At 30.8% G+C, this 1,505-nt stretch carries 1 protein-coding gene; it reads right to left on the reverse strand.

The features are described from left to right. Positions 1-137: 137 nt before the first annotated feature. Positions 138-1,505, reverse strand: a 1,368-nt coding sequence (locus A9996_RS19315) for a S41 family peptidase (RefSeq protein WP_066439175.1), incomplete at its 5' end; no start/stop codon positions are given.

The raw sequence follows: 1,505 nt of genomic DNA on the forward strand, positions 1-1,505 counted from the left end.
TTGCCAACGTTTATGTATATGAGCTGTGGCGTGTTTTTAGTACGAAACTCTCCAAATATAAACTAACTTTGGGAAATCCGTATATTTTCCAAATAAGCACAGACCAAGCCATAGCTTATATACGGTGTTGCCACCAGTTATTTTCCGTTCAGATATTCAATTGCTTTTTCTAAAACTACGTCTCTATTTTCCATATAATCACTCAATTTAGTTTTAATTTCGATATCTGGTTTTATTCCATAACCCACAAATTCTCGACCATCTGGATAAGTATCTTTTTTCGTGCAAACTCTTCCTATTCCACCATTTGGTAAGTCAAATATCATAGGTTGTCCTGTACTTCCAAAAGTTGGTTCTCCGATTTTTGTCATATTTTCTTGATTATCTGCATAAATCAAAAAATCTTCAGATGCCGATGCTGTATTATGTCCAATCAATATCGCAGTTGGCATTTCAATTCTTTCAATGTCCATATTTGCGGTGTTATAGGAATTATATGGAAAATCAAAATAATAATTGTCGTGATAAGTTAAGTAGGCTTGTTTTGACCAATTGTTATTTAATGTATCAGTTGCCTTTGTGTATTTACCAATAGCTTTATAGTAAGAAACATTTTCCCTGCTTTTTGATTTTGAACCATAAATAATGGTGTCGTTCGTGAGATATTTAATAATTTCTCGTGCTATATTTTCATTGCCACCACCATTTTTTCTTAAATCGATTATCAATTTTTTTGCTTTTCGTATTTCAGGAAGCTTATCCGAAAACAAACCCATTATGTCCCAACTTGTAAATGAATTTAGAGCAATATAGGCTATGTCTTTTTCTAATAATCCATATTCAAATATGTCGTTGTTCTCTTTTGGATACAATTCTTTTTCTTCGCTGTTGTTAAGCGTAAGATTTATAGATTTTATTTTACCATTTGGTAATTTTAATTCGAGGTCAAAAGTTGAACCAATAAAACCTTCTAACATATAAGCTATTGACCAATCATCTAAAATATGTTGTGTAGATGTAGAAATATAAGGTCGAACGTTTTGGTTTATGTATTGGTTAGTCGATAATCCATTTACTTTAGTAATTTCCGTGCCGATTGGCAATTCGTCTTTTTTGCTTTTATTCACTTTCGTAATTATAGCTTTACCATCTATGTTTGTTAGAAAAATTCTATAATCTCCAAAATCTGTATTTAGAATACTATCTTGAATTTCTTTTGGAAACCAAACGTTGGTATGTCCATCTTTTAAGAACGCACAAAATTTTTGTAACAATCGATAATATTCATAATCGTTTGGCGTGTTTTGAACTTCCGATATAAGTTTTTTGTACTGATTATCCCATTCCGTTCTGTCCACTTTATTTAGATAAACAAAATTGTAATTTACTTCTTGCCAAAATTTGGATAGACCATAGATTTTTTCCTCGTTGGACAATTTATTTGGAATTTGTCCGTAAGTCAAATTTGAGAAAATAATCAGAAATAAAATGATTGTTCTTTTCAT

Source organism: Gelidibacter algens (genome assembly GCF_001678675.1).
Taxonomy (GTDB): Bacteria; Bacteroidota; Bacteroidia; order Flavobacteriales; family Flavobacteriaceae; genus Gelidibacter; species Gelidibacter algens.